Raw genomic sequence first — 19,116 nt, 5'->3', positions numbered from 1 at the left:
TACTACCACCGATGCGGGCGAACTATTCCAGGTTGCGGAGTTCGCGCTTGAGGATCTTGCCGGTCGGGTTGCGGGGCAGCTCATCGAGGAAGACCACCTCACGTGGCACTTTGTACCGGGCCAGGTGTTCTTTGACGTAGGTCTTGATCGCGTCCTCGTCGAGGCTGGCGCCCTCGGCCTTCACCACGAAGGCCTTGAGCCTGGCACCCCATTCCTTGTCCTCGACACCGAGTGCCGTCGCCTCGATGACGTCGGGATGGCCGCTGATCAGATCCTCCACCTCGGCTGGGAACACGTTCTCCCCACCGGACACGATCATCTCGTCGTCTCGGCCGCTGACGTAGAGGAGACCGTGCTCGTCGAAGTATCCGACATCGCCGGAGGACAGCATGCCGTTGATGATCTCCTTGCCCCCGCCACCCGTATAACCCTTGAACGGGAACGTGTTTCGCACGAAGATGCGGCCCACCTGCCCCGGGGGAAGCTCGTTGCCGTTGTCATCGATGATCTTGACGGTGATGCCCTTGACCACCGGCCCGACCGTGGCCGGGTTGATCGACAGATCCTTGGGCCGGGCGATGCTCGCGAAGGCGATCTCGGTCGAGCCGTAGAGGTTGTAGATGACCGGCCCGAGCTCCTTGAGGGCGCGGGCGGCCAGCTCGGCACCCAGCTGGGATCCGGAGACGAAGACGATCCGCAGCGAGGACAGATTGGGCTTGGGCGTCACCTGCTCGAGGTAGTCGAGCATCCGCGAGAGCATGACCGGCACCACCACCATGGCGGTGACCTGATGTTTCTCAACATCTTCGAACACCGTGGCGGGCTTGAACCGGCGACGCAGCACCAGGGTCGTGCCCAACATCATCGCGAGGGTGGCGTGCAGGAACCCGAGCGCATGGAACATCGGCGCGGGAAGCGCGGTCACCTCGCCGCCCCGGAACGGGACGTGCGACAACACTCCCCCTATCGGGGCCAGCGACGGCGGGGCGGCACGGTTGGCGCCCTTGGGCGTCCCGGTGGTGCCGCTGGTCAGGATGATGATCGCGGGATGCTTACTGGCCTTCGGTGCCGGACGCCCATTGCCCCGTGCGATGACGTCGGCCAGCGTCTCATCGGTGCTGCCGGAGGGTTTGTCCGAATCCGGGTTGACGCCCAGCGCCCGTAGTCTGCCCAGTTCCGGTTCGGCGTGGGCCACCGCGGCGGTGTATTCGTCGTCGTAGATGATCACCTTGGCGCCCTCGCGCTCGGAGACCTCCTTGATCTGCGGCCCCGAGAACTCGGAGTTGAGCAGGATGATCCGGGCTCCCACCCGGGCCGCACCGTACAGCGCGACCAGGAACCAGCGGTGGTTGCGGGCCAGTATCCCCACCCCGTCACCGCCCCTGACGCCCATGGTGAGCAGTTCGTGGGCCACCGCGTGCGCCGCCGAGTCGAGCTCACCGAACGTGAATTCGCCCTCGTCGTCGATGACCGCGACCCGGTTGGGATGCCGACGCGCGTTCAGCGCCGGGATCATTCCGATCTCACCCCAGGTGCGGATGTCACCCAGCATGGCCAGGATGTTCTGTGGCGGTTCCAGCCGCAGCGCACCCGCCTCGAACATCTTGCGCGCGTAGTGCAATTCCGCCGCGCCCCGCTCCGCGTACTGCTTGGCCTTCGCAGTCAGGTTCGCCGGCAGATCAGACAGACTTGGCATGTCGCCACAATAAGTGACATCTATCGCACTTCGGGCCTTAACTACCATGTGGTCATGGCCGGTGCAGTATCGCTGGAGATCGACGGCCTCGAGGTGGCCGTCACCAACCCTGACAAGGTGGTTTTCCCTGACGCGCACGTGACCAAGCTGGACCTGATCAACTACTACCGATCAGTGGCCGACGGCGCACTGCGCGGAGTGTACGGACGTCCGATGATCCTCAAACGGTTCGTCAAGGGCATTGCCGCCGAGGCCATCTTCCAGAAACGGGCACCGGAGAAGCGGCCCGACTATGTGGACGTGGCCGAGCTCAAGTACCGGTCCGGCACATCCGCCAAGGAAGCCGTGCTGCGCGACACCGCGGGTCTGGCATGGGCGGTGAATCTCGGGTGCGTCGATTTGAACCCCCATGCCGTGCGGGCCGAGGACCTCGACCATCCCGACGAACTGCGGGTCGACCTGGACCCGATGCCCGGGGTCGACTGGTCGCAGATCGTCGACGTCGCCCAAGTCGCCCGCGCGGTGCTCGAAGATCATGGTCTGACCGCGTGGCCCAAGACGTCGGGCTCGCGCGGCTTCCACATCTATGCCCGCATCCACCCGAGGTGGCCGTTCACCAAGGTGCGACTGGCCGCCGAGACAGTGGCGCGTGAGGTCGAGCGGCGCGTTCCCGATCTCGCGACGGCGCGCTGGTGGAAGGAGGAACGTGGCGCCCGGGTCTTCGTCGACTTCAACCAGAACGCCAAGGACCGCACGGTGGCCTCGGCCTACTCCGTGCGAGCCACCCCCGATGCCCGGGTATCCACCCCGCTGCGCTGGGACGAGGTCGACGGGTGCCGTCCCGAGGCGTTCACGGTCGCCACAGTGCCCGAGCGGTTCGCCGATATCGGCGACCCGTGGGAGGGCATGGACATCACGGTCGGCGGGTTGGACGCGTTGCTTGCGCTCGCCAAGGAGCTGGGCCCGGCCGAGAAGGCGCCGAAAGGCGCCGGACGAAGCGGTGCCGGCAGGCGCGTTTCTTCGATGCCGCTGATCGAGATCGCCAAGACCAAGACCAAGGACGAGGCCATGGCGGCACTGGACGTGTGGCGCGATCGCCATCCCGCGGTGGCCGCGCGTCTGGAACCCGTCGACATCCTGCTCGACGGGATGCGCGGCCCGAGCTCGATCTGGTACCGGGTGCGGGTCAACCTCCAGCACGTACCTGAGGCCGAGCGCCCACCCCAGGAGGAGCTGCTCGCCGACTACAACCCGTGGGAGAACTACCGCGGGGCTCAGTGGAAGCGCTGAAAACTAGGAGTGCGTATGCGAATCGCCCTGTTCGCGACCTGCCTGGCGGATGCGATGTTCCCACCCGCGGCGATCGCCACGGTGCAGTTGCTCGAGCGCCTCGGCCATCAGGTGGAGTTCCCGCAAGGCCAAACCTGTTGCGGCCAAATGCATATCAATACCGGCTATCTCAAGGAAGCCACCGCGCTGGTGCGCAATCACGTCGAGGCTTTCGAATCCGCGAACTGCGACGCGGTGGTGGCCCCGTCGGGCTCGTGTGTGGGTTCGGCACGTCACCAGCACGCGATGGTGGCCCGTCGCGCCGGTGACGAAGCCCTGGCCACCCGCGCCGAGAGCCTGGCGGCCAAGACCTACGAGTTGTCGGAACTGCTGATCGACGTGCTCGGGGTCGACGATGTCGGCGCCTACTATCCGCACCGCGTCACCTATCACCCGACCTGCCACTCGCTGCGCATGCTCGGCGTGGGTGACAAACCGCTGCGACTGCTGCGCAACGTGCGGGGGCTGACACTGGTGGAGCTGCCGGAGGCCGAATCGTGTTGCGGCTTCGGCGGAACGTTCGCGATCAAGAACTCCGACACGTCCACGGCCATGCTGACCGACAAGATGGCCCACATCCTGGAGACCGGCGCCGAGGTGTGCAGCGCCGGGGACTCCTCCTGCCTGATGCACATCGGTGGCGGGCTGAGCCGGCTGCGATCCGGAGTGCGCACCGCGCACCTGGCCGAGATCCTGGCGGCCGAGGCATGACCACATTTCTGGGCACCCCCGGCGTCGGCAACCTGCGCGGCGACGAGCCGTTCCCCGCCGCCGCCCGCACCGCGCTCGCCGACTCCCAGTTGCGCCGCAACATCGGCCATGCCACCCACACCATTCGCACCAAGCGGCTCAACGCAATACGCGAGTGCGACGACTGGGAGCAGCTGCGCGCCGCCGGCAGCGCCCTCAAGCAGGACGTCATGGCCCGGCTTCCCGAGTTGCTCGAGCAGCTCGAGGACAACGTCACCCAGCGCGGCGGCGTGGTGCACTGGGCCCGCGACGGCGATGAGGCCAACCGCATCGTCGCCGGTCTGATCCGCGCCACGGGCTCCGACGAGGTGGTCAAGGTCAAGTCGATGGCCACGCAGGAGATCGGGCTCAACGAATATCTGGAAGCCCAGGGCATCGCCGCGTTCGAAACCGATCTGGCCGAGCTCATCGTGCAACTCGGCCACGACAAACCCAGCCACATCCTGGTGCCGGCGATCCACCGCAACCGCGCCGAGATCCGTGAGATCTTCACCCGCGAGATGCCCGACGCGGGTGAGCTCACCGACGATCCCCGGGTACTGGCGATGGCGGCCAGGGCCCATCTGCGGCGCAAGTTCCTCACCGCGAAGGTCGCGATCAGCGGCGCGAACTTCGGCATCGCCGAAACCGGCACGCTCGCGGTGGTGGAATCCGAGGGCAACGGGCGGATGTGCCTGACGCTGCCGCAGACGCTGATCACCGTGATGGGCATCGAGAAGATCGTGCCGACGTTCGCCGACCTCGAAGTCTTCATGCAGTTGCTGCCACGCTCGTCGACGGCCGAACGAATGAACCCGTACACCTCGATGTGGACCGGCGTGCACCCCGGCGACGGTCCACAGGACTTCCACCTGGTCCTGCTCGACAACGGCCGTACCCGGGTGCTGGCCGACGAGGTGGGACGCGCCGCGCTGCACTGCATCCGATGCAGCGCATGCCTCAACGTCTGCCCGGTCTACGAACGCACCGGCGGCCACGCGTACGGCTCGGTGTACCCGGGACCAATCGGGGCGATCCTGAGCCCCCTGCTCACCGGCACCACCGGTCACGATGACCCCAACGCCAGCCTGCCGTATGCCTCGTCGCTGTGCGGGGCGTGTTTCGAAGCGTGTCCGGTACGCATCGACATCCCGTCGATCCTCGTCCACCTGCGCGCCGAGCAGGTCGACCAGGAAAGAGGAGGGCTGCCGTCCGGGCAGGATCTGGCGATGAAGGCCGCGGGCTGGGCAATGGCCGGCGCGGGCCGGTTCTCGCTGGCCGAGAAGGCTCTGGGCGCCGGTCGGTTGATCGCGGAGCGCGATCACCGCATCTCTTCGCTGCCCTGGCCGGCCTCCAAGTGGACGGCCAGCCGGGACATTCCCGAGCCGCCGGCCGAGACGTTTCGGCAGTGGTGGAACCGGACTCATCAGGGAGGGCGGGGATGACCGGCCCGACGCCGGAGGCCAGGGCGGCGGTGCTAGGCCGGGTTCGCGGCGCTCTGGCGTCCGCGCCGCCGCAGGCCGTCGTGGTGCCGCGGGACTATCACCGCGAGCCGCTGACCGGCGCCGGGAATGTCGCGGGGTTCGCCGAGACGGTCGCCGAGTACCAAGCCCGGGTACATCGCATCGAGGTCGACGCGATCGCGTCGACCGTTCTGGAACTGGTCGGACCGAGCGCCACCGTGGTCATCCCGGCCGACCTGCCGCCCGAATGGGTGGCGGGGCTGACGACGGTCGCCGATGCGCCCGAGCTCGGTGTCGAGCAACTCGACAGAGCCGATGCGGTGCTGACCGGATGCGCGCTGGGGATCGCAGCGACTGGGACGATCGTGCTGGATGCCGGCCCCACACAAGGACGGCGCGCGCTGACCCTGGTACCCGACCATCACATCTGTGTGGTGCGGGCTGATCAGATCGTCGACACCGTCCCGCAGGCATTCAGCGAGCTGGCGCCGACGCGGCCCCTGACCTTCATCTCCGGACCCAGCGCCACCAGCGACATCGAACTACAACGTGTAGAAGGCGTCCACGGACCCCGAACGCTCGACGTGCTGGTGGTGTGAACCTTACCGACGAGTAGGACCCGGAGGGTTCTTAGCAAAGTATTAACGCTGGCTCCCAGCCGCCTTAGATTGCCCGCATAACGTCATGGACAGGTTGACGCGAAGGAGCTCAGCCCAGAGCTCAGGAAAGACGGCGGGAGGCTGATCATGGCATTCACGAACAACACCCCGGCATTGGATCGACACTTTCGGTACGGGAACTCGGCGGTTATCTGCGAGGGCGCATCGATGCGTGCGCAATGCCGCCAGCTGGCAACAGTGGTGACCGTCAAGGGAGATGTCGACACCAACAACATCGACCAGATCGCATCGTATGTGAATCGGTTCATCCTCGCGGAGAAGCCGTTGGCACTCGATTTGAGTGGCGTGAACAGCTTTGCACCGCAAGCGATCTCACTGTTCTACGACATCGATGAACGGTGCGGCGCAATCGGTGTGGACTGGACGGTGGTCGCCAGCCAGCCGGTCATCGCCGAGATCCACCACCAGGAGGTGGACGTACCGGTCAGTTCGTCGGTGCCCGAAGCCCTGCATCACTTCGCCGAAGGCAACACGGCACGCCGCCGGTTGCTGCCCCTGCTTATCAAGAGCGCCTGAGAGAAAGGCCAACGCAATGTTGATCGATGTTCGCTGGTTGACCCGCCTGCTTCGCCATCGTCACCGGGCGGTGCACACGTAGTTCATCGCACATCAGACAAACGTCGAAATGGCTGCCAGACCCGGTCTGGCAGCCATTTCGCTTATTTATGGCAAATCGTCTTACTGAACCTTCGTGACGGAGGGTGGCTTCCACGTGCCGTCGATGATCGACGGTGAGGTTTCCGTCGGCCAGTACAGGCGCAACATGAGGTTGAACTTGCCGGCGGGTGCGGGCAGCCAGTTGGCTTCCTTGCCCGGGCCGGGGTTCTCGTGCTGCAGATAGAGATCGACCGATCCGTCGGGGTTGCTGGCGAAGGGGTTCCGTTGGCTCAGCGTGTAGCGGTTGAGCGGATTGTCGACGAAGAAGTAGCCCTCGTCGTACATGGTCAGTGACCAGAATCCGTTGACGGGCGGGAACTGGCCCTTGTCGAAATGCAGCGTGTACTTGTTGGCGCCGTCGTAGGAGTGACCGTCGGCATCGGCTTCCGACGTCGGGTAGACCGCGTCCTGGGGCAAGTTGGCGCCCAGGCCGATGGCGGTGATCAACGCGCGCTGCAGATAGTCGGTGCCGTACTGACCAGTCTGTGTGGTGAACCGCCAACCGTTGACGTCGTCCAGGTCTTTGAAGCGGGCCATGATCTTGTCGACGCCGTCCTTGGGGACCGACTGCAAAGCTGCGGCCACGTCGGGACCGAGCTTGTTGATGTCGAACTTCTCCCCGGCGACGATGCCGAGTTCAGCCATCTTGTCCACGATCGGGCGGTCGGCCTCGGTCGGCGGGTTGTCCTTCATCAACGAGGCCAACAGATCGAAGTACGCTTCGGCACTCAGATTGTTGACCTGGTCGCGGACCGGCGTCTTCATGTCGATGGTCGGATCGACCTTGCCGGCCGGCGGGGTGTACGGCTTACCGTACGAGCTCAGAGGCACCAGCGAGATCTCGTCCTGCAGCTTGTGCACGGCCGCGTAGTCCTCTGGCGTGCCGTCGCAGTAGATGCGGCCGAGCAGCCACACGGTCGAGGTGGGTGACTTGTACTCCTTCACGCCGGCGGGCAGCGTGCCCTTCCAGCCCGGACCGGTGATGGCGTAGGTCTGCGGGCCCGTCCCGGTCGTGCGCTTCCCTGGAACCTCGAAGACATTGGTGTAGCCGTCGAGCATGGGGAACAGGTAGTAGCGGTCGCGGGCGTCCGGCAAGGTCAGCACCCACGGCTCGTTCTTGACGTCGATGAATCCGTTTGTGTACAGCGTGTCGGCGTTGGGTGCGGTGACGTCGCGGAACTGGGCGTTCGGGTACTCACGCATCCGCATCAACTGCCCCATCGGCGCCCGCGGCGTCTCAACCTGGGCGACATTGGTCATCACACGTCGCGTCATCTCAACGGTGACAAGGGGATACCCGTAGACGTAGGCATCCAGGGCGATGGCTTTGGCCTCATCGGGCGTCAACTGGCCGGGCCCAGACTGCTGGCTGTGGTCAGACGAAGGCGAACACGCCAGGGTGCCCATCATCAAGATCGCGGTGCCGAGCGCGACGAGCCTCTTGGCCACGCGCCGATCCTTCTTCACGAAAAGTCGTTCCTTTCTGAGGGTTTCCGCCGACTAGGTATAGGCGACGTGGACGCGGTGAATCTGGCCGTCGAAGGGGAAGGGCGCGCGTTCGCGGTAGTCGAGCGATACAGGTGAGCCGAGGCAGGTGCCGATGTCGAGGCAGTCGTTGGCGGTGAACAGCAACGACACGCTGATCGGGACCTGGCCACTGGCAATCGTCTCGCCGTTGCGCGCGACGGTGATGTCGAGCGGACCGCCCGGGCGCGGGTCCGCGTACTGGGTGGTCACGGTGATGGTGGCGCGCCCCGGCGGCACCTTGCCCTCACTGCGGATCTTGGTGCGCGACAAGATGAACAGGTTGTACTCGTAGCAGAGCTGGCCCTCGTCGAGGTAGACCGTCAGCCCACCGGCCGCCGCTCCGAGCGCGTACAGCACCCCGTTGGCATTGGCGGGGATGTCGACGTCGATGGTGACAACGTTGTTCTTGTTGCCCAGCGCCGGGGCACAGAATTCCGGCATCCGGATGGTGTCACCCGAGAACTCCCACTCCTTGTAGGGCGGGGCGATACGCAACTCAGGGTGATAGACCGGAACCCACAGGCCGCCGCCGATCGGCAACACCGCATTGCGGGCGGCTTCGACCATGAACATCTCCCGCATCTGGGCAAGCTTCTCGGGCTGTTCAGCGGCGAGATCGTGGGCCTGCGACCAGTCTTCGTCGAGGTGGTACAGCTCCCATGTGTCGTTGTCGGGGGTCCACGTGGCGATACCCGGCGGCAGGCCCGGCACCCACGGCAGCCGGGGCCCACGCGCCGAGGCCATCCAGCCGTCGTGGTAGATACCGCGGCTGCCCATGACCTCGAAGTACTGGGTCTTTTTGCCGCCGGGTGCATTTCGATCTCCCAGCGTGCGGGCGAAACTCGCTCCCGCCAGCGGCATCTGGGGTTCGCCGTTGACCATCTGCGGCGGCGCGATACCGACGATGTCGTAGATGGTCGGCACGATGTCGTTGCAGTGCAGGAACACATCGCGGGGAGCGGCATCCGCGTTGATCCGGGCAGGCCAGCGCACCGCCATCGGATTACGGGTGCCGCCCAGGTGGGAGGCGAGCAGCTTCATCCCCTTGTAGGGCGTACTGCCCGCCCACGCCCAGGCCGCGTGGTACTGGTTGTCAACCAGCGGGGAACCCAGGACGTCGAGGCCGCCGAGCTCCTCGAGGGCGTCGATGTGCTGGCGCACCGTGGTGGGAATCCCGTTCTGCGCCAAGAGTTCGGCGATCGTGCCGTTCTGGCCTTCGCCCGACGAGCCGTTGTCACCCCAGATATAGACGAACAGGGTGTTGTCGGCGTAACCGAGTGATTCGAGCTCATCGGCGAGGCGGCCGACCTGGACGTCGACGTGCTCGGCGTAGCCGGCGGCGACCTCCATCAGACGGCGCTGGAACGGCTTCTCGTCCTCGGGGATTTCATCCCAGGCCGCCATCGCTTCATCGCGTTCGGTCAGGACACAGTCCTCGGGAATCCAGCCCTTGTCCTTGGCGCGCTCGAACACCCGCTGCCGGTAGGCATCCCAACCGTCGTCGAACTTGCCCGCGTACTTGTCGGCCCACTCCTTCATGATGTGGTGCGGACCGTGCAGGCAACCGCTGGCCCAATACATCATGAACGGCTTGTCGGCGTTGAACGCCTTGTGCCGGCGCAGCCAGGAGATGGCGTCGTCGGCCAGATCCTCGGACAGGTGGTAACCCTCTTCGGGAGTCTTCGGCGGGGCGACGACGGTGGTGTTGCGCACCAGGTTTGGCTCGTACTGCGAGGCTTCACCAGCCAGGAATCCGTAGAAGTACTCGAAACCCAAACCGGTGGGCCAGTTCTCGAACGGTCCGGCGGCAGTGGTCTCTTCCGCGGGGGTGTTGTGCCACTTCCCGAAGGCCGATGTCGCGTAGCCGTACTGCTTGAGCACTTCGGCCACGGTGGCGCTCGACCGCGGGATCTTGCCGGCGTATCCGTCCCAGTCGTTGGCGAGCTCAGCGATCTGGCCGTTGCCGATCTCGTGGTGGTTGCGGCCGGTGAGCAGCGACGCCCGGGTCGGCGAGCACATGGCGGTGGTGTGAAAGCGGTTGTAGGACACGCCTTCAGCGCAGATGCGGTCGAGCGTCGACGTGGTGATCTCACCGCCGAAGGTCGAGGGCAAGCCGGGCCCCGCGTCGTCGATGAGCACGATGACGATGTTCGGCGAGTCATCGTGTAGTCGCTTCGGGACTTGACGAGGTTGGTACGTCGACTCCTGCAACGTGCGGCCCGCGATACTGCCCGACGGAACCGCCGGGAACGGCAAAACACCTCCGTCCGGTAGAACCGCCGCCACCAACTGGTCACCCTGCACGTCAGACACCGCGCCCCTCTCCTCCATAGGAACTCGGTCTGTGCAGCGGGCCACTGTGGGGCAAGCCGCGCAGCCGATTCACCCCGACCCGGTCATCTACTGTGCAGCAAACCGAGAGCCGATGTCTTGACATTCCAGGACAAATCTTTGACAGTCTGGGACATGGCCGTGATTCGAGGGACGGCACTCACCAATTTTCACCAACTCGTCACCGAACTCGGCGGAGATAGTCGCGCTCTGATCGCGGCCGCCCACATTCCCTACGACGATGTCGGTCGTCACGACCGGTTCATCTCCCTGCCCAACGGCGCCCGGATGCTCGAAGACACCGCCACCACACTTGGAACCCCCGATTTCGGACGGCGTTTGGCACTTCGTCAAGGCATCGACATCCTGGGCCCGGTCGGCCTTGCGGGCCGCAATGCCAACACCGTTGCCGAAGCCTTCGCGATCTTCGAGAAATTCATGGCGGCCTACAGCCCTTCGATCACCGCACGGGTCACCACACATCTCGACCCGGAAGTACCGCGCTTCGAATTCGAATTCCACCTCGACCCGTCACCCCCGCAAGCCCAGGCGATCGAACTGTCACTGGGAGTCACGCTGCGGGTACTGCGGCTGTTTCTCGGCGCCGCTTACCGGCCCATCGCGGTGCACCTACCCCACCCCGCGTTGACCCCCACCGACGACTATCAGAGCTATTTCGGCTGCCCGCCCAGTTTTTTCGAACCGGTCGCAGGCTTCACCCTGCGCACCACCGATCTGCAACGGCCACTGCCCGCCGATCAACTCGCCCAACAGACCGCGGTCGACTACCTCGCCCAGCTCATGGGCGACTTCGACCCAGCGACCAGCCAACGGGTGCGCAGCCTGGTGCGCCAACTCCTGCCCACCGGGGCCATCGGCCTGTCCGACATCGCCGGTCACATCGGCCTGCACCCGAAGGCGCTGCAACGGCGACTGCGCGCCGAGAACGCCACGTTCGCCGACCTGGTCGACCAGACACGCCGCGACGTCGCTCAACGCCTGCTGCTCGACACCGATGTCGGCCTCGACCAACTCTGCCGCCAACTCGGCTATGCCGAGCAGAGCGTCCTCACCCGCTCCTGCAAACGCTGGTTCGGCGCGACTCCCACGGCCTACCGCAACGCACGGGTCGGGTCGCCGCCGCGGCCATAAACGCCGGGCTACCAAGCCAAGCCACGTCCTTGCCGAGCGAAGGATTCGTCGCCCATACCCCGCCCCACCTGCTACAGTTCGGCCCGCCGGGCGATGCAATCGGCACCTGCCCGCCTCGGGAAGGAGTCCCGCTGTGTCCCGCACACTGTCCAACATGCGCTACGGATTGGTCCCGGCTTTCGCCGCCGGTGCCGTCGGGGTTGCCGTCGGTCTGTTCAGCCCCGTGACCGCGGCGGCCGATCCGCCGCCGCCGCGCCCGCCCGACTGCACGGCTGCCGACCTCGCCAACATTGCGTCGGGCGTCGCCGCGTCGACGTCGACGTACCTGTTCACCCACCCGGACGTGAACGACTTCTATACGAGCCTGCGGGGCCGTCCGGAGGAAGAGGTGCCGGACGCCACACGGGCTTACTTCGACGGCAATCCCCAGGCCCACGCTGACCTCGCCGGGATCCGTCAACCGCTGACCGATTTCCGCAATCGTTGCGGAATCAAGCAGCCCGACCAGCCGTTAGGACAATGATGCACAAGACAACGTCGCGATCATCCTGGCTTCGCGCGGCCACGGTGGTGCTCTCATTCACGGCGCTGCCCGGCGCCATCGTCCTGGCCGCCCCGGCCGGGACGGCCAACGCCGACGTGTGCGCGAGTGCCGGACGCCGGATCTCTGTCGGCGGTTGCGTCAACATCGCCGACGCGGTCGCCCCTTACGTTCCCCCGCCCACGTACTACGCCCCGCTGCCGGAGGATCCGCCACCGCCGCCGCCCGGATCGAACATCAACGGCTGCATCGGCTGGAACGGCCGGTGGGTCAACGCGAGCGGCTGCAACTAGCTCAGGAACACACCACCGCCACCGCTTTTCTACGCGGGGGCCGTGACCGCGGCCGGTCAAAAGCCCTGGCGTAGAAAACGGTGCCCGCAACTAGCTCAGGCGATCGCGCCTGAGTCCTTGAGCTCGCTGATCCGGTCCCAGTCGATGCCGAGTTCCATCAGCACGATCTCGGTGTGCTCGGAGGCCTGGGGTGCGCGCGTGGTCTCCAGCGGTTCGTGATTGAACTGCACGGGCCCGCGCACCACCTTGAACGGCTTGCCGCCGTCGGTGGCCTCCACCTCGACGATCATGTCGTTGGCGACAGCCTGGTCGTCACTGGCGAGCTCAACCAGGCTCTGGAACGGCGCCCACTGGCCCTTCATGGTCTTGAGGTGCTGACGCCAATACTCGAACGGCTTGCTGCGGATCGATTCGGAAATCAGTTCGGCTGCCGCTTCGGCATTTTCGATCAGCGGAAGGACATCGGAGAACCTCGGGTCATCGGCCAGCTCGGGTAGGCCGAGGTGCTCAAAGGCGTCGCGGATGTATCCCGTCGGGCTGACGATGCACAGATTGATGGTGCCGCCGTCGGAGGTGAGGTAGTTACCGAGGAACGGGTTCACCGTGGGGCCGATGGAATCGGGCATCACCGAACGCATCGTCTCCCCGGTCTCCATGCCCTGGGTGACACTGGCTCCGGCCGCCCACCACGCGGTGCTCAGCAGTGACACGTCGACCTCGAGCGCTTCGCCGGTCCGGTCGCGGTGGAACAATGCCGCCGAGATACCGCCGGCGATGTTCATCCCGCCGATCGAATCGCCGAACGCCGGAATGCCCTGGGACAGTGCCCCGCCCAACTCCTCGGGGGTGAGGGCATGTCCGACCCCGCTGCGTGTCCAGAACGCGGTGCCGTCGAAACCGCCGACCAACCGCTCGGGCCCCTTGTCGCCGTAGGCGCTACCGCGGGCGTAGATGATGTTCGGGTTCACCGCGCGGATGTGCTCGACATCGAACTTGTTCTTCTGCCGGGCCTGGGGCATGTAGTTGGTCAGGAACACGTCGGCCGTCTTGGCGATCTCGTACAGGATCTCCTGGCCACCAGGGGTCGAGACGTCGATGCCGACGCTGCGCTTTCCGCGGTTGGGATGCTCGATGAGCGGATGCCGGTTCGGGTCGAGTTCGAATCCGCCCATGTTGATGAAGCCGCGCTGGGTATCGCCGCGCACCGGGTGCTCCACCTTGATGACGTCGGCACCCCAGTCGGCGAGGATGGCGCCGGCCGCGGGCACGAACGTGAACTGTGCGACCTCCAGCACCCGGATACCCTGCATTACCTTGATCAACGCGGCCCCTAACCGTTGTACTTACGGTAAGTGTAGCGAGACCGTTTCCGGCTCACCGATCCCCGCCGAAACCGCATTCCGGCAGAAGAAGTTCGAGAGCCGGCCTGCTGGAATACCGTTTCGCCGAAGTATTGCGGGGTATGCCACCACCGAATGGGGTTACCGTCGAGTAGGGCCCGACGTATGGAGGCCGGTGATGACCGCTACCGGAGAAGTCAACGAACGACAGGCCAGGCAGGTCGCCGAGCAGGCGCGGGAAGCGCAGTGGCGCCAGCCCAGCTTCGGTAAGGAACTGTTCCTCGGCAGATTGCGATTGGATCTGGTCCATCCGTACCCACGGGGTTCGGCCGAGGCGACGGAGCGGGGAGAGGCATTCCTGGCCAAGTTGCGGGCGTTCTGCGAGACGCAGATCGACGCCACGGTCATCGAACGCGACGCGCAGATCCCAGACAAGGTGATCCGGGGTTTGAAGGAACTCGGCGCGTTCGGCATGAAGATCTCCGCCGAGTACGACGGGCTCGGCCTGTCGCAGGTGTACTACAACAAGGCGCTCACCCTGGTGGGTTCGGTGCACCCCGCGCTCGGGGCCTTGCTGTCGGCACACCAGTCGATCGGGGTACCGCAGCCGGTGTCGATGTTCGGGACAGCCGAGCAGAAGCGCACCTGGCTGCCCCGGTGCACGCGGGAGATCAGCGCGTTCCTGCTGACCGAGCCGGATGTCGGCAGCGACCCGGCCCGACTGCACGCCACCGCCACGCCTGACGGCGACGATTACCTGCTCAACGGCGTCAAACTGTGGACCACCAACGGTGTCATCGCCGACCTGCTCGTGGTGATGGCCCAGGTGCCGCCAAGTGACGGGCATCGCGGCGGTATCACCGCATTCGTCGTCGAGGCGGATACGCCCGGCATCGTTGTCACGAACCGCAACGCATTCATGGGGTTACGCGGAATCGAGAACGGTCTGACCAAGCTGACCGACGTGCGGGTGCCGGCCGCGAACCGCATCGGCCGCGAGGGAGAAGGCCTCAAGATCGCCCTGACCACGCTCAACGTCGGCCGCCTGTCGCTGCCGGCGGTGTGTACCGGATCGGCGAAGTGGAGTCTGAAGATCGCCAGGGAATGGTCGAAGGAACGCGTGCAGTGGGGCCGGCCGGTCGGTGAGCACGACGCGGTGGCCGGCAAGGTGGCGTTCATCGCGGCCACCGCCTACGGCATCGAGTCGATGGTCGAGCTCGCCGGCGAACTGGCCGACGCCGGGCGCACCGACATCCGGATCGAGGCCGCGCTGGCCAAGCTCTACGGCTCCGAGATGGCATGGCTGATCGCCGACGAGCTGGTGCAGATTCGTGGCGGCCGCGGCTTCGAGACCGCCGAGTCGCTGGCCGCCCGCGGGGAACGCGGCGTGCCCGTCGAGCAGGTCCTGCGCGATATGCGGATCAACCGGATCTTCGAAGGTTCCACCGAGATCATGCATCTGATGCTGGCCCGCGAGGCGGTGGACGCGCACCTCTCGGTGGCGGGCGACATCATCGACCCCGAGGCCGACCTCAGGCACAAGGCGAAGGCTGCCGCGCAGGCCGGCAGGTTCTACGCGCGCTGGCTGCCCACCCTGGTCACCGGAAAAGGCCAGCTGCCAACATCATTCACCGAGTTCGGGCCGCTGGCCGAGCACCTGCGGTATGTCGAACGGGCCAGCCGCAAGCTCGCCCGCAGCACCTTCTACGCGATGTCACGGTGGCAGGGCAGGTTGGAGCACAAGCAACGCTTCCTCGGCCGGATCGTCGACATCGGGGCAGAACTGTTCGCGATGACGGCGGCCTGCGTCCGGGCCCGCAGCGGCGCACCGGACTCCGCTGTCGACCTCGCCGACGCGTTCTGTCGCCAATCCCGAGCACGGGCCGAGCGGCTGTTCACCGAACTCTGGGACAACAGCGACGACTCTGACCGCACGCTGGCGCACGAGGTGCTCGCCGGCAGCTACACGTGGCTGGAGGACGGAATCATCGATCCGTCGATCGAAGGGCCGTGGATCGCCCAGGAGGGCGGCGACGTGACGGAGGACGTGCACCGGGTCATCCGGTGAACAAGTACTTGCAGACGTGAACAATCCACGGGCGCAGGCTTCCTCACGACCAGGGACGCTCGTAGACTCAATAGGTTATGACGACCCCGTCGAACGCGCACGGCCGCGGATGGGGACAGCGGCCGCATTCGTTGGATGCGCTCGATCACCGCCTCTCCCGAAGACAGGCACGTCAGATGAGTCGGCGATTCGCCGGGGTCGGCGTCGGCATCGCCGCCGCGCGCCTTCGCGAAATATCCTGCGGCGCACCCGCCGCCGACGCTGAATTGGAACGTGTCGAATTCGCGGTCGTCGCAGATGAACTCATGCACGACGAGCGGATCGCGAAACTGGCGCGCAGCAAGCAGCGCTGCGCGTCATGGTTCGTAGTCGTCGTCATGGGGCTGATCATGTTCAGCTCGCTGTTGTGCATGGTCGTGCTGATGTTGAGCCTGATGCAGCACTCGGCGCCGTTCTGAGCGGACCGCTCAGTCGAACGCCACGCTGAAGTACTGCGTCTCCTGGAACTCGTGCAGACCTTCCCGGGCACCTTCGCGACCGAGCCCGCTCTGCTTCATCCCACCGAACGGGGTCGACGGGTCGGAGACGATGCCCCGGTTGATGCCGACCATGCCGGCGTCGAAGGACTCGGCGAGCCGTAGCGCATCCTGCAGCCGACCGGCGTAAACGTAAGCCGCCAAACCATATTCGGTGTCGTTGACCCAACGCAGAAGGTCGTCCTCGTCCTCCCACACCACGACCGGGGCGACGGGCCCGAAGATCTCGTCGGCCAGGATCTCGGCATCCGGGGCGACACCCGTCAGCACCGTGGGAGCGACGAACCAGCCCTCGGCGGGCGCCTGCGCCTGCGCGGCGATCACGGCACCGTCGGCCACCGCGGCATCGACCGCGGCAGCCACTCGCTGCGCTGCGCGCTCGCTCACCAGCGGACCGATCTGGGACGCCGGATCCGACGCAGGCCCCACGCGCAGTGCCGCGACCTCGGCGCCCAAACCGGCGACGAACTGATCGGCGACCGAAGCGTGCACATAGAACCGGTTGGCCGCGGTGCAGGCCTGGCCCCCACCGCGGAACTTCGCCACCATCGCGCCGGCGATGGCCGCCTCGACATCGGCGTCGGCGGTGACGACGAACGGAGCGTTGCCGCCCAGTTCCATGCTGGCGTTGACGATCCGGGCGGCAGCCTGCTTGAGCAGCACCCGGCCGACACCGGTGGAGCCCGTGAACGACACCTTGCGGACCCGGTCGTCGCTCAACCAGTTCTCGACCACGGCGGCGGCATCGGTGGTGGGCACCATGTTGACCACACCATCAGGAACGCCTGCGGCCGAAAGGATTCCGGCGATCGCCAGGGCGGTCAGCGGCGTCTCGGCCGCCGGCTTGAGGACCACGGTGCAGCCCGCGGCCAGCGCCGGCGCAATCTTGCGGGTCGCCATCGCGGCCGGGAAGTTCCACGGCGTCACCAGTGCAGCGACCCCGACCGGCTTGTGCGTGACCACCGTCCGGGTGCCACCGGCAGGGCTGACACCGTAGGCGCCGTCGGTGCGCACCGCCTCCTCGGAGAACCAGCGGAAGAACTCGGCGGCATAGCCCACCTCGGCCCGGGCATCGGCCTGCGACTTGCCGTTCTCCGCACAGATCAGGGCCGCCAGCCGCTCGGTGTCGGCGACCATCAGGTCGAACACCCGGCGCAGGATGTCGCTGCGCTGCCGGGGGCTGGTCCTGGCCCAGCCACCGAAGGCCCGGTGCGCGGCATCGACGGCCGAGCGGGCGTCAGCCACCGTGCCATCGGCGACCTCGGCGATGGTCAGGCCGGTAGCCGGGTCGTGCACCTCGAACGTCGAGGCGCCACCGCGGGCTTGCCCGTCGATGAGGATGCCGTGCTTGGCGTCCAGTTCGGCGATCGCATTCTGCGTGTTCACTCAACGTCTCCCAGGGATCTAGGCGGTTCGGCGGTCAGCGGGTCTCGGCGAAGATGGCGGCCAGGATGTCCAGCCCCTCCTCGAGCAGGTGATCAGGCATCGACAGCGGCGGCAGGAACCGCAGCACGTTGCCGTAGGTCCCGCAGGTCAGCACCACCAGGCCCTGGGCATGTGCAGCGGCCGAGACCTGCTTGGCCAGGTCGGCGTCGGGCTCGCTGGTGCCCGCCTTGACCAGTTCGATGGCGATCATGGCGCCGCGGCCGCGGACCTCGCCGATCCGGGAATCCTCGGCAGCGATCGCGTTCAGGCGGCCGACCATCGTCTTCTCGATCTCCACGGCGCGGGCCAGCAGTCCCTCACGCTCGATGGTGTCGATGACCGCGAGCGCGGCGGCGCAGGCGATCGGGTTGCCGCCGTATGTGCCACCGAGGCCGCCGGCGTGCGGCGCGTCCATGATCTCGGCGCGGCCGGTGACCGCCGACAGCGGCAGGCCACCCGCGATGCCCTTGGCGGTGACGATGAGATCGGGCACGACGTCGTCGTGCTCGATCGCGAACATCGCTCCGGTGCGGGCGAAGCCCGACTGCACCTCGTCGGCGACGAACACCGCACCGTTGTCGGTACACCAGTTCTGCAGCGCGCGCAGGAATCCCGGTGCGGGGACGATGAACCCGCCCTCGCCCTGAATGGGTTCGATCACCACGGCGGCGACGTTGTCGGCACCGACCTGCTTGTCGATCAGATCGAGGGCGCGGGCGGCCGAAGCCGCACCGTCGGTCTCGCCGTCACGGAACGGGAACGAGGTCGGCACCCGGTACACCTCGCCGGCGAACGGCCCGAACCCGTTCTTGTACGGCTGGTTCTTGGCGGTCATGGCCATGGTGAGGTTGGTGCGGCCGTGGTAGGCGTGGTCGAAAACCACGACGGCCTGCCTGCGGGTGTGAGCGCGGGCGATCTTGACGGCGTTCTCGACGGCTTCCGCGCCGGAGTTGAACAGCACGCTGCGCTTCTCGTGATCACCGGGAGTGAGCCGGTTGAGCTCCTCGGCCACCCGCACATAGCCCTCGTACGGGGTGACCATGAAGCACGTGTGGGTGAACGCGGCGACCTGCTCGGTAACGGCCTCGACGACAGCCGGTGCGCTGTTGCCCACGGTGGTCACGGCGATGCCGGAGCCGAAGTCGATGAGCTGGTTGCCGTCGGCGTCCACGAGGATTCCGCCGCCTGCCGCGACCACGTAGACGGGCAGTGTGGTCCCGACGCCGCCGGCCACCGCAGCGGTCTTCCGTGCCTGAATCTCCTGCGAGATCGGGCCGGGAATGGCGGTGACGAGCCGGCGTTCCTGGGCGATGGCCGTACCCGCGATCTCAGCGATGGTCACGTGTTCC

16 protein-coding genes are annotated in these 19,116 nt (G+C 66.4%); 10 read left to right on the top strand and 6 right to left on the bottom strand.

All coding sequences use genetic code 11. From position 1 onward, the window contains the following. Positions 1-22: 22 nt before the first annotated feature. Complete coding sequence (gene fadD2, locus ACZYZ7_RS08920) at positions 23-1,696, bottom strand: long-chain-fatty-acid--CoA ligase FadD2 (protein WP_463740697.1); 1,674 nt, start codon at positions 1,694-1,696, stop codon at positions 23-25. Positions 1,697-1,750: 54 nt separating this feature from the next. Between fadD2 and ligD the strand changes: the two genes are divergently transcribed. From ligD to ACZYZ7_RS08895, 5 genes are all read left to right on the top strand, one after another. Next, positions 1,751-2,986 carry a non-homologous end-joining DNA ligase gene (ligD, locus tag ACZYZ7_RS08915; RefSeq protein ID WP_463740696.1) on the top strand — a complete coding sequence of 412 codons (1,236 nt, stop codon included), beginning with the start codon at positions 1,751-1,753 and terminating at the stop codon, positions 2,984-2,986. Between the two features lie 15 nt (positions 2,987-3,001). Next, a complete protein-coding gene (locus ACZYZ7_RS08910) occupies positions 3,002-3,736 on the top strand; it encodes a (Fe-S)-binding protein (RefSeq protein ID WP_463740695.1) in 735 nt (244 codons plus the stop codon). After that, positions 3,733-5,199, top strand: a complete 1,467-nt coding sequence (locus ACZYZ7_RS08905; RefSeq protein ID WP_463740694.1) for a LutB/LldF family L-lactate oxidation iron-sulfur protein — start codon at positions 3,733-3,735, stop codon at positions 5,197-5,199. The genes ACZYZ7_RS08910 and ACZYZ7_RS08905 overlap by 4 nt, the downstream gene beginning before the upstream one ends. Next, positions 5,196-5,816, top strand: a complete 621-nt coding sequence (locus tag ACZYZ7_RS08900) for a LutC/YkgG family protein (RefSeq protein WP_463740693.1) — start codon at positions 5,196-5,198, stop codon at positions 5,814-5,816. The genes ACZYZ7_RS08905 and ACZYZ7_RS08900 overlap by 4 nt, the downstream gene beginning before the upstream one ends. 147 nt (positions 5,817-5,963) lie before the next feature. After that, positions 5,964-6,413 (top strand): STAS domain-containing protein, encoded by a 450-nt coding sequence (locus ACZYZ7_RS08895; RefSeq protein ID WP_135451844.1) that lies wholly within the window; start codon positions 5,964-5,966, stop codon positions 6,411-6,413. 162 nt (positions 6,414-6,575) lie between these two features. Here the strand turns inward: ACZYZ7_RS08895 and ACZYZ7_RS08890 are convergent, their stop codons facing one another. Next, entirely contained in the window at positions 6,576-7,964 is a 1,389-nt protein-coding gene (locus tag ACZYZ7_RS08890; RefSeq protein WP_463741055.1) for a DUF1254 domain-containing protein, read from the bottom strand. 90 nt (positions 7,965-8,054) lie between these two features. Continuing rightward, positions 8,055-10,412, bottom strand: coding sequence for an arylsulfatase (locus ACZYZ7_RS08885; protein WP_463740692.1), 2,358 nt, complete (start codon positions 10,410-10,412; stop codon positions 8,055-8,057). Between the two features lie 135 nt (positions 10,413-10,547). Here ACZYZ7_RS08885 and ACZYZ7_RS08880 point away from each other — a divergent pair, with 135 nt between their 5' ends. From ACZYZ7_RS08880 to ACZYZ7_RS08870, 3 genes are all read left to right on the top strand, one after another. Then, positions 10,548-11,564 carry an AraC family transcriptional regulator gene (locus tag ACZYZ7_RS08880; RefSeq protein ID WP_463740691.1) on the top strand — a complete coding sequence of 339 codons (1,017 nt, stop codon included), beginning with the start codon at positions 10,548-10,550 and terminating at the stop codon, positions 11,562-11,564. Between the two features lie 154 nt (positions 11,565-11,718). Then, on the top strand, positions 11,719-12,087 hold the full coding sequence (locus ACZYZ7_RS08875; protein WP_450069744.1) for a heme-binding protein: 369 nt from the start codon (positions 11,719-11,721) through the stop codon (positions 12,085-12,087). Next, positions 12,087-12,398 carry a hypothetical protein gene (locus ACZYZ7_RS08870; protein WP_135451842.1) on the top strand — a complete coding sequence of 104 codons (312 nt, stop codon included), beginning with the start codon at positions 12,087-12,089 and terminating at the stop codon, positions 12,396-12,398. Before ACZYZ7_RS08875 ends, ACZYZ7_RS08870 begins: the two co-directional genes overlap by 1 nt. A gap of 95 nt (positions 12,399-12,493) precedes the next feature. Here ACZYZ7_RS08870 and ACZYZ7_RS08865 read toward each other — a convergent pair whose 3' ends face one another. Then, positions 12,494-13,708 carry a CaiB/BaiF CoA transferase family protein gene (locus ACZYZ7_RS08865; protein WP_450069745.1) on the bottom strand — a complete coding sequence of 405 codons (1,215 nt, stop codon included), beginning with the start codon at positions 13,706-13,708 and terminating at the stop codon, positions 12,494-12,496. A 208-nt stretch (positions 13,709-13,916) separates the two neighbouring features. Between ACZYZ7_RS08865 and ACZYZ7_RS08860 the strand changes: the two genes are divergently transcribed. Together ACZYZ7_RS08860 and ACZYZ7_RS08855 are read left to right on the top strand one after the other, a co-directional pair. Next, positions 13,917-15,806 carry an acyl-CoA dehydrogenase family protein gene (locus ACZYZ7_RS08860; protein WP_450069491.1) on the top strand — a complete coding sequence of 630 codons (1,890 nt, stop codon included), beginning with the start codon at positions 13,917-13,919 and terminating at the stop codon, positions 15,804-15,806. 77 nt (positions 15,807-15,883) lie between these two features. Further along, positions 15,884-16,264, top strand: a complete 381-nt coding sequence (locus tag ACZYZ7_RS08855) for a hypothetical protein (RefSeq protein WP_463740690.1) — start codon at positions 15,884-15,886, stop codon at positions 16,262-16,264. A gap of 9 nt (positions 16,265-16,273) precedes the next feature. On the opposite strand, the gene ACZYZ7_RS08850 is transcribed toward ACZYZ7_RS08855, so the two are convergent. Together ACZYZ7_RS08850 and gabT are read right to left on the bottom strand one after the other, a co-directional pair. Further along, the gene (locus ACZYZ7_RS08850) at positions 16,274-17,728 is read right to left on the bottom strand and encodes an NAD-dependent succinate-semialdehyde dehydrogenase (protein ID WP_450069493.1); all 1,455 of its coding nucleotides are present in this window, start codon (positions 17,726-17,728) and stop codon (positions 16,274-16,276) included. 34 nt (positions 17,729-17,762) lie between these two features. After that, positions 17,763-19,109 (bottom strand): 4-aminobutyrate--2-oxoglutarate transaminase, encoded by a 1,347-nt coding sequence (gene gabT, locus ACZYZ7_RS08845; protein WP_463740689.1) that lies wholly within the window; start codon positions 19,107-19,109, stop codon positions 17,763-17,765. Positions 19,110-19,116: the final 7 nt, after the last annotated feature.

Source organism: Mycobacterium sp. IDUB_17 (genome assembly GCF_055419465.1).
The sequence above is the reverse complement of the archived record's forward strand: the minus strand, read 5'-3'. Positions and strand labels throughout refer to the sequence as shown.

Bases quoted from the DNA above. Each gene is read 5' to 3' on its own strand.
- fadD2 (WP_463740697.1), bottom strand. From the start codon at position 1,696: ATGCCAAGTCTGTCTGATCTGCCGGCGAACCTGACTGCGAAGGCCAAG.
- ligD (WP_463740696.1), top strand. From the start codon at position 1,751: ATGGCCGGTGCAGTATCGCTGGAGATCGACGGCCTCGAGGTGGCCGTC.
- ACZYZ7_RS08910 (WP_463740695.1), top strand. From the start codon at position 3,002: ATGCGAATCGCCCTGTTCGCGACCTGCCTGGCGGATGCGATGTTCCCA.
- ACZYZ7_RS08905 (WP_463740694.1), top strand. From the start codon at position 3,733: ATGACCACATTTCTGGGCACCCCCGGCGTCGGCAACCTGCGCGGCGAC.
- ACZYZ7_RS08900 (WP_463740693.1), top strand. From the start codon at position 5,196: ATGACCGGCCCGACGCCGGAGGCCAGGGCGGCGGTGCTAGGCCGGGTT.
- ACZYZ7_RS08895 (WP_135451844.1), top strand. From the start codon at position 5,964: ATGGCATTCACGAACAACACCCCGGCATTGGATCGACACTTTCGGTAC.
- ACZYZ7_RS08890 (WP_463741055.1), bottom strand. From the start codon at position 7,964: ATGATGGGCACCCTGGCGTGTTCGCCTTCGTCTGACCACAGCCAGCAG.
- ACZYZ7_RS08885 (WP_463740692.1), bottom strand. From the start codon at position 10,412: ATGGAGGAGAGGGGCGCGGTGTCTGACGTGCAGGGTGACCAGTTGGTG.
- ACZYZ7_RS08880 (WP_463740691.1), top strand. From the start codon at position 10,548: ATGGCCGTGATTCGAGGGACGGCACTCACCAATTTTCACCAACTCGTC.
- ACZYZ7_RS08875 (WP_450069744.1), top strand. From the start codon at position 11,719: ATGCGCTACGGATTGGTCCCGGCTTTCGCCGCCGGTGCCGTCGGGGTT.
- ACZYZ7_RS08870 (WP_135451842.1), top strand. From the start codon at position 12,087: ATGCACAAGACAACGTCGCGATCATCCTGGCTTCGCGCGGCCACGGTG.
- ACZYZ7_RS08865 (WP_450069745.1), bottom strand. From the start codon at position 13,708: ATGCAGGGTATCCGGGTGCTGGAGGTCGCACAGTTCACGTTCGTGCCC.
- ACZYZ7_RS08860 (WP_450069491.1), top strand. From the start codon at position 13,917: ATGACCGCTACCGGAGAAGTCAACGAACGACAGGCCAGGCAGGTCGCC.
- ACZYZ7_RS08855 (WP_463740690.1), top strand. From the start codon at position 15,884: ATGACGACCCCGTCGAACGCGCACGGCCGCGGATGGGGACAGCGGCCG.